Origin of the sequence: Frankia sp. AgPm24, from assembly GCF_023243055.1 — a bacterium.
Lineage (GTDB): Bacteria > Actinomycetota > Actinomycetes > Frankiales > Frankiaceae > Frankia > Frankia umida.
On record NZ_JALKFW010000129.1, the window covers coordinates 1 to 230 of the forward strand.

1 protein-coding gene is annotated in these 230 nt (G+C 69.1%); it reads right to left on the reverse strand.

Annotation, left to right across the window (positions count from 1 at the left end; all coding sequences use genetic code 11):
* The coding region (locus MXD61_RS05960) for a tetratricopeptide repeat protein (RefSeq protein ID WP_248811826.1) at window positions 1-230 on the reverse strand (230 nt) is incomplete at both ends.

Sequence of the window (230 nt, forward strand, 5' to 3'; positions counted from 1 at the left end):
GTCGGTGAGGGTCTGTTCGTACAGGCTGGTGGCGTCGGTGAGGCGTCCCGCGGTCTGGTAGGCGCCGGCGAGGTTGTTGCGGGAGGTCAGGGTGTTGGGGTGGTCGGGGCCGAGGATGCGGGTGCTGTCGGTGAGGGTCTGTTCGTACAGGTCGGTGGCGTCGGTGAGGCGTCCCGCGGTCTGGTAGGCGCCGGCGAGGTTGTTGCGGGAGGTCAGGGTGTTGGGGTGGT